This is a genomic window from Sabulicella glaciei (genome assembly GCF_026183895.1).
Taxonomy (GTDB): domain Bacteria; phylum Pseudomonadota; class Alphaproteobacteria; order Acetobacterales; family Acetobacteraceae; genus Roseococcus; species Roseococcus glaciei.
In genome coordinates, this window is sequence record NZ_JAPFQI010000031.1 from 1 (window position 1) to 7284 (window position 7284).

General features: G+C 64.9%; 7 protein-coding genes. 5 read left to right on the forward strand and 2 right to left on the reverse strand.

The features are described 5' to 3' along the window. Window positions 1–1627 precede the first annotated feature (1627 nt). Window positions 1628–2014 (reverse strand): response regulator, encoded by a 387-nt coding sequence (locus tag OF850_RS21955; RefSeq protein ID WP_301592463.1) that lies wholly within the window; start codon window positions 2012–2014, stop codon window positions 1628–1630. Window positions 2015–2679: 665 nt separating this feature from the next. Between OF850_RS21955 and OF850_RS21960 the strand changes: the two genes are divergently transcribed. From OF850_RS21960 to OF850_RS21970, 3 genes are all read left to right on the forward strand, one after another. Beyond that, entirely contained in the window at window positions 2680–3048 is a 369-nt protein-coding gene (locus OF850_RS21960) for a response regulator (RefSeq protein ID WP_301592464.1), read from the forward strand. Window positions 3049–3176: 128 nt separating this feature from the next. Beyond that, window positions 3177–3578 (forward strand): hypothetical protein, encoded by a 402-nt coding sequence (locus OF850_RS21965; RefSeq protein WP_301592465.1) that lies wholly within the window; start codon window positions 3177–3179, stop codon window positions 3576–3578. A gap of 108 nt (window positions 3579–3686) precedes the next feature. Beyond that, the gene (locus tag OF850_RS21970; protein WP_408906486.1) at window positions 3687–4802 is read left to right on the forward strand and encodes a hypothetical protein; all 1116 of its coding nucleotides are present in this window, start codon (window positions 3687–3689) and stop codon (window positions 4800–4802) included. 151 nt (window positions 4803–4953) lie between these two features. Here OF850_RS21970 and OF850_RS21975 read toward each other — a convergent pair whose 3' ends face one another. Next, a complete protein-coding gene (locus OF850_RS21975; protein WP_301592467.1) occupies window positions 4954–5289 on the reverse strand; it encodes a hypothetical protein in 336 nt (111 codons plus the stop codon). A 455-nt stretch (window positions 5290–5744) separates the two neighbouring features. Between OF850_RS21975 and OF850_RS21980 the strand changes: the two genes are divergently transcribed. After that, window positions 5745–6392: a PEP-CTERM sorting domain-containing protein gene (locus OF850_RS21980; protein ID WP_301592468.1), complete on the forward strand. Its 648-nt coding sequence runs from the start codon at window positions 5745–5747 to the stop codon at window positions 6390–6392. Between the two features lie 114 nt (window positions 6393–6506). Continuing rightward, a complete protein-coding gene (locus OF850_RS21985; RefSeq protein WP_301592469.1) occupies window positions 6507–7184 on the forward strand; it encodes a hypothetical protein in 678 nt (225 codons plus the stop codon). Window positions 7185–7284: the final 100 nt, after the last annotated feature.

A 7284-nucleotide genomic window follows, 5' to 3' on the forward strand; every position in this document is an offset into this window, starting at 1 on the left:
CCCAAACCCGCGTCCATGGAACAGGCGATGGCTCTCCTGGGCGTGAACGAGACCTCCAGTCGCATGATCGCGATGGACGTCACCGTCAGAAACCTCCTTGCAGCCTGAGCCATCCGTGTCTCAGGAAATCTGTCGCACCGGCTCCCTTGCGCCGGGCCTGCACAGCGGGACACAGTGAGGGCTTGGTCCGGACGGGACAGGGCGTGCAGTGGTGCTGCGACGGATCATCTCGTAATCCACGCTCCCCATCAGCCGCTTTGCAGGAGCGGCAGAAATGGCTGAAGCAGTCCTTAACGAGCGGGATGGGTTGTTGCGAGCCTTACGGGATCCCGCGCCAGCGCGTCGCCACGGCATAGACCCTGGTCACCCCAAACTACGAAGCCCCGCCGGCGAGGGCGGGGCTTCTCGAAGCCAAAGGAAAGTAGATCGTATGACCGGCTTCGGCCTGGGGTCGGCTCCAGGTCTTGTATCCCCGGTACCGCTCTTCTGAGCGACAGAGCAGGGACAAAAAGGAAAACACCCGCGAGCCAGGAAGTTTTCATTGGCCGCCCGCGGTGACGGGGATTCCGCTGGCGGACCCGTGTTCGTCCTGCCACAATAAGGCCACATTTGGGCGGGGAGCCCAGGCCCCATCCCACAGCTGCATTCTTTGTATGAGGGCGAATGGTCGCTCTCGGGAGGGCCGCATGGCCAACGACACCTCATCGCCAGGCCCCGACCTGGCTCCTCCTGCTCCGGGTCCTGGCGAGGTTTGGGACCTAAGCGTGGGCATCACCACCAATCGCTGTCTGGGGCCGACTCCGCTCAAGCTCATCAAGGGCGGCGCGTCGGGCCCGAGCGAAGCCGCCGTCCTTCCGCGCGTGCTTTCCTTGGTGGCCTCGGCCGCCCCGGAGAAGCCGATCCGCGGGCGCGGATGCCCTTGTCCAGCGTGCGAGGCGGAGCGCCTTCGGTCCTGATCGTGCGCATCGCCAGGCCTGCCAGGTGCAGGCCGGTCGCACCGATCGAAGGACGAGAGGGCCTTATGTTGAAGGCCCCACCCTGCCGCCCGAAAGCGACAGGATGAGGCCCAACTGTCCCAATGAGTGTCAAACCTGCGGAAAGCGATAGTCTGGTAGTGACCCGAAAACACATGTCCGCGCATGGGGTTTCACCGTCTCCGTGAATGACCTGAGATCCATGCGCCTGTTCTTGGGGAGCAGCTGTCGGTCAGCATCCGTTCCTGGGATGAAGCATTCTGTTCTCGGGAGGCCAGCATGGATGGGCACGACAATCCTCTGAGCGCGGCGAGGCAGTCGGTGTGGCGCGGAACGTCGCGTCGCCTATCAGCGCGCCGTCGTCGAGGCGGCGGAGGGCGGGGGTGGCCCTCAGCTGGCAGAGGCTGCCCGCCAGACCCTGGCCGAACTTGAGGCAGAGCTGCATCTCGTGCGTTCCCAACTGAAAGCAGAGCACGAAGCTTTCGACCTGGGGCCCGAATGGCTGGAAGCCGCGGCGCATGACACGCTCCGGGCCCTTGCCGCGATCAGACGGCGACCGCTTGAGGCGCCTGCGAGCACTCAGAATTCGCCTGGAAGGCTGGCTTGCATCGGTTTGATGACAGCGCACCGCCCGATATGGGCAGTGGGTGGCCTCAGGCCGCGGGGGTCATCCGTGCCAGGGCCTTCTGCACCTCCTTGGGGGAGTAGGGCTTGGAGAGCACCAGGCAGTCGCCGTACTCCCCTTTGACCTCCTCTGCACGATAGCCAGTGGTCACGATGAAGGGGATTGCACGGCGTCGCAGCGCCTCGGCCACAGCGGTGGACCGCGCGCCCCCTTGCAGAGCCACGTCAAGGATCGCGACATCGAAGGATTCGGCCTCGGCGACCGCAAGAGCCTCCTCCAGCCGCTGGAGCGGACCGAGCACCTGGCAGCCCAGGCGTGTGAGTTCACAGCTCAATGCCAAACCAGTGACCACCTCGTTCTCGGCCAGAAGAACGCGAAGGCCAGACAGCGATGAAGGAACGGACGACGCGAGCATGGTCTGGAGCCTCTCTGGGCAAGGGTCGCCCCGATGTCGGGGCGCGTCATGTGGCGGTTGGATCAAGGCGTCTTTCTAGGCGGTCAGGAGGGGTGGCGGGCTTCGTCGTCAAGCAGCCCTGCGGTTGCGAAGCGTCTCCTCCAGCACCGTGCTGGAAGACCGAGCGTGAGCGCTGCTTGAGGCAAGACTTCGGCCGAAGAAAGGCGCATCACCAAGTTCTCGATCCCAAGCCAGACGGTGTTGCGCCAAAGGGCTTGCCGAAGCGCGGGGCGGCTGCTGCAGACACGATCTCACGCCCCTCGACGTCCACCTCGATCGTGGCCTCGTTCGACGCGACGACAAGGCCCGGCACAAAGCTGGCAGAGGGCGGCACGGTGGCACATCTTTCGGTTTGGGTGTGGAGCCTCAACTCCGCTGATTTTCTACCCCAGGTTGTTTGTTGTAGGGGAACCCTACGAAAGAAGAAAGCAAAATCGCCAAGATCCATCGGCCGAGATTACGTAACGCGGCATTTTGGGAATGATATCAGGTCTACCTATGCTCCCGTTCGTGCATGATTTCGCAGGCTTTCTTTGCGTCAGGCAAACTTGCTACGCGCGCCGAACGTTTGTTCCGGACTGGCGTGCCGACCTGGGCCAGTCACAACTGCAGATGGAGCCGGCACCATGGCAGCAGCCCCGCGAGGTTCGCGCGTCCTTGTTGTGGAGGACGAACCGGTCCTTGCCCTGTTTGTGGCCATGGTCCTGGAGCGTCTGGGCTGCCGGGTGATCGGGCCGGTCGCTCAGGCCGAGCAAGCCGCCACCCTGGCCGCGAGCGAGCCGCTTGATGCAGCGGTGCTGGATTTCAACCTCGGGCACGGCGAAACCAGCGAGCCGGCGCTTCGCTGCCTCGCCGAGCGCCACGTTCCTGTACTGCTCGTCACAGGCAGTGCCTCGCAGCTCGAGCAGACGGGCTTGGACGTTCCTGTCCTGCCGAAGCCCGTCACCGAGAAACAATTGGCCACCGCCGTCCAACAATTGCTCGGGGAAAAGTAGAGCCCGACACTTCGCACGCGATCAGTCACGAAGGGAGGATGTGGCAAGTGCTCCCAGAGCAGCCAGGACAACCGTGACGATGGCGGGGCACTTCAAGCTTCGTTGGCCAACAGGAAAGGAGCATCATCATGTCCGACAAACCCGCGACGTCGGGCCGTCACCACGATGCGACGCCGGGCTCGGCCGCCGACCGCAGCGCCAAGACCGCGGTGCCTGACACCTTTCCCGCGAGTGATCCGGTCGCGCCCACCCCGGCCGTGGGAACACGTGCGGTTGAGATGACCGAAATGATGGACGCCTCGGACAAGCCGGACGTGCCCAATCCGAAAAGTCTGACTGCGCGTTTCCAAGACCATGTCACGGCCAAGCTCGCGGTCGAAAAGCTGGTGCGCGACCTTCCGCTGGACCCTCGCTGCGCGACGCTTTCGGAAGCAAGCGGCGCGACAACGCTGCAGCTCACCATCTCAGGGTCCGACACGGATCGTGCGATGGAGATGTTACGCAGCGGCGGCGGCGACCTTTCCGCCTAAAAGGGAGCGGCCGGGATTCACCGTTTCGCGTGCGCCTCAGACGCTGCCCCGTTAATTGCAAGCATCAAACGGGCCAGCCGGTGTGCTGGGTCGGACAAACGCGGCTGCTTGCTCGTGAACACGGCGCTCGAGGTCGCACCGCACGATCCGGCCATCGGGTCGGCGGTGGCGGTGCGCCTCGGCGAGATCGAGAGCTTCCTGTTCCGCTGCGTCGAAGCCGGCCAGCAAGAGGGAAGCGTCAGCGCCGAGCGTCCGCCCGAGGATCTGGCGCGTCTCCTGCTCGCCGTGCTGATGGGGATGCGCGTTCTGGCGCGCGCGCCCGGACCCTGGCCTCCTGCAGGGCGCGTTGCAGCAGGCGCTCTCGTTGCTAGGAGCCCCGGCACCGGAGGCAACGCCATGATGGGCACGGAAGCCAGCGTGCGCGTCGTGCCACACACCCCAATCCCCTCCCCGCATCCCTATCCTGGTCCTCGCCCTTCTATGGCAGGGGCTTGTGGTGGCAGTCCAGATCCTCACCGTGTTGTGATCGGCATCATGACCTCTTCCCACTTCCGGCGCCTTGCAGCGCTGCTTATCACTCTCCTTCCGACGAACGGGTTGCGACGCGCCGCCTACCGGTGGGCGCTGGGCTACGAGATCCACCCAACGGCGCGCGTGGATGCGCTGAGCTTCATCAGCGTGGCTCGGCTGGTCCTTGGCCCCGGCGCGCATCTGGAGCGCTTCAACCTCTTCTCCGGGCCCCTTTCCCTCACGGTGGGCGCGCGCTCCTCCATCGCTTCATCCAACCAGATCCGCTGCGGAATATGGACGGGCGCGGCCGCCCCCTCCGACCACGGTGCGCGGTATCAGCAGCGCATGGTGGTCGGCGATGGCTGCCGCATCTCACCGGGGCATTTCTTTGACGCGAATGGCGAGATCCTGATCGGCGACCGGTGCTGGATCGCCGGTCGCGGCAGCCAGTTCTGGACGCATGGCGCCAGCACGCCGCGCTCCACGGTCCATATCGGCGCGGACTGCTTCATCGGCTCCGCCTGCCGCTTCGCCCCGGGCGCGGCGATTGCGGACAACACCGTCGTTTCGCTGGGAAGCGTGGTGACACGCAGCTTCTCGACGCCCTACCGACTGCTGGGCGGCGTGCCCGCGAAGGAGTTGCGTGACATCGAGGACGACATCCGTTCCAAGCGCCTCTTCGCCGGACGCTGGACCGAAGCCTCGGGCGTGTGATGGGCCCCTGTGGATCCAGCTGTTCGATCAACTCGGGCCTATTTGCCATGGCGCCCGCCAGCAGTCGCGAGCCGCACGCGGAAGCGGCCCGGGCTCGTGAGAGCCAGGGCCGCCTTTATGTTCTCACACCGCTAGAGGAAGCGGTTTGTGCTTAGGCTGCGACCTTGCGGCGCACGGCGGCGAGGCCGAGCAGGCCGAGGCCGAGGAAGGCCAGACCGGCCGGGGCGGGCACAGCCACCTGAGAGGCGCTCGCGTTGCCGCTGACGCTCGCCGTGAAGTGGCAGATCGTCGAGCCACAGATGTCGAACGGCTGAGAAAGGGCCGTGAAGGTGAAGCCGACCGCCGATGGATCCCGCAGGTTGGAAGCGGCGATCTGGGCAGAGGTCAGGGTGACGGAGCCCGGCGGCTGGGTGGCGAGCAGGCTGACCTGGAACCCGTCTGCAGGCCCCGAGAGGCGAGAACCGCTGTAATCTTTGCTGATGGCCATGGCTCAGGAGACCCGTCCGGTTCTGGGCAAATGACCAGCGAGCGCGCTCTCGCGGGCTGACGAGCTGCGTCTCCCACACGACATCGCGAACCCGCTTCAATCGAGACCAAAAGGTCCTTGCGCGGCGCCCTTACAGCCTTCCTTGAGCGCCCTATCACCCCATCACGGAGGCGGAGGCCGCATGAAATGTGTGATCACGGGCGCGAGCGGTGGCTGGAGCGGCTTGCCCTCGCGCGACGCCTTGGCAAACCAGCCGCCCGGCTTAGGACGTGTCGAGCGCCACGCAAAAGGTTGCATTCACATTAGAATTATTGCGTCGGCATGCTTTACAACCTGCGAACGTCTCAAAAAAGGAAAGACGTATCACATTGTCCGCGCGCGAGAAAGGTTCTTGGCACGACACTTGCACCTCCCTCAGTGCCGGACTTTCGTTCGGCCAATGAGGAGAGTGCGTCATGAACAAAAATTCAATTTTTGCCTCAGCCGCCCTCGCTTGCGGTTTGGCTTTCGCCACTCCGGCCAGCGCGACCCTGACCCTGCAACCCGGATTGGTCGGCGGTTCCGGTGACGTGGACAACGTCATCTTCAATGCCTGCGGAACGGCCTCAAGCGGCACGACGGTGCAGGGGTGCCTCAATACTTCCCACACCACCCTGGTGAATTTCACCAGCAACGAGACGCTGAACATCAGTGGTGGCGGCCAAGCCTCCATCAAGGCGCAGGATGGTACGTTCAATACCATCACCATTGAGCTTGCCAACCCGACGCTGGGCTTCGACAAGCTCCAGTTCAACCTGGATGCCACCGCCGACGGCTTTGCCAACTTCACGGCCGTCGACCAGTTCGGCACCTCTTTCAACTTCAACAACATCGCCCTCGATGGCACCGGTCAGAACTTCTTCACGCTCGGCTCCCTGGACGGTCAGGTGGCTGTGCGCTTCACCCTGGTCTCGACCGTGGGCATCTCGCTCATCAGTGAGTTGGAGCAAGTCCGACTGGGTCCGGCCACCATCACGCCGACGCCCGTGCCTGCGCCGGCTGGCCTCGCCCTGATGGGCCTCGGTCTGCTCGGCCTCGGCATGGTCCGCCGCAAGGCCGCCTGACTGTCTCCACTTGGGAGCGACGGGTCGAAAGCCCGTCGCTCATCCTCAAGGGGTGGGTCTCCCCACCCCACAAGGTGCGAAAGCACGAAGCAACTTGATCCGAGGAGAACCGAGATGAAAAAGCTAGCTCTCATGGCGACCACGGCCGCCTTTGTTGGCCTGAGCGCCATCGCCCAGGCGGCGCCGATCACCATCATCACCTTCGCGCAGAACGCGACGGGCAACACCATTATCGCCGACTCCTTTGGTGGCACCACGACGACGCTGACCGGGACAAACGTTGCCGTGACGGTGTCGGGCTATGCGAATGGCGTCGCGACGCCATTCGCAGCTTTCCTGAACTTGGCCGCGACCAGCACGGGCGACGCGACGCTTGTGGGTGGCGATGACATCCGCCAAGCCTTCGCTGGCAGCTTCAGCATTACCTCTGGTACAGGCACTAACTACCTGTCCGGCACTTTCTCCGACATTGCGCTGGAGGGTTCGCGTCTCGCCGGACCGGCGGGCGGGTTCCAGGCCAGCCTGATCGCCACCGATCCGTCGGGCTCCGTGACCCTGACGTCTGACCTGATCCCCGCCGCTAACCTGCAGGACCCGTCTGCTTTCGGCCTCACCTTAACGGCGCTCACCCAGGCGTTCAGCATCTGCGGCACGACGCTCTGCCATTTCACGGCGAGCGTCAGCGGCAATGCGAGCGCCTCGCAGGTGGCCGTGCCAGCCCCGGCCGGTCTGGCCTTCCTCGGCCTGGGCCTGCTCGGCCTCGCCGTGGTTCGCCGCAAGGCCGCAGCCTAGCATAGGCCGCATCTCGGAGCGGCACGAGGACATAGGGGCGGGCCGGGCGGGCCACAGCACCGGGCCGCGAAGGCAGCCACCCGGGGGGAGGGGGGGGGAC

What these genes read in the sequence shown, in the direction of transcription:
- OF850_RS21975 (WP_301592467.1), bottom strand. Translation starts at nt 5,289, where the DNA reads ATGGCCATCAGCAAAGATTACAGCGGTTCTCGCCTCTCGGGGCCTGCA.
- OF850_RS21960 (WP_301592464.1), top strand. Translation starts at nt 2,680, where the DNA reads ATGGCAGCAGCCCCGCGAGGTTCGCGCGTCCTTGTTGTGGAGGACGAA.
- OF850_RS21955 (WP_301592463.1), bottom strand. Translation starts at nt 2,014, where the DNA reads ATGCTCGCGTCGTCCGTTCCTTCATCGCTGTCTGGCCTTCGCGTTCTT.
- OF850_RS21965 (WP_301592465.1), top strand. Translation starts at nt 3,177, where the DNA reads ATGTCCGACAAACCCGCGACGTCGGGCCGTCACCACGATGCGACGCCG.
- OF850_RS21980 (WP_301592468.1), top strand. Translation starts at nt 5,745, where the DNA reads ATGAACAAAAATTCAATTTTTGCCTCAGCCGCCCTCGCTTGCGGTTTG.
- OF850_RS21985 (WP_301592469.1), top strand. Translation starts at nt 6,507, where the DNA reads ATGAAAAAGCTAGCTCTCATGGCGACCACGGCCGCCTTTGTTGGCCTG.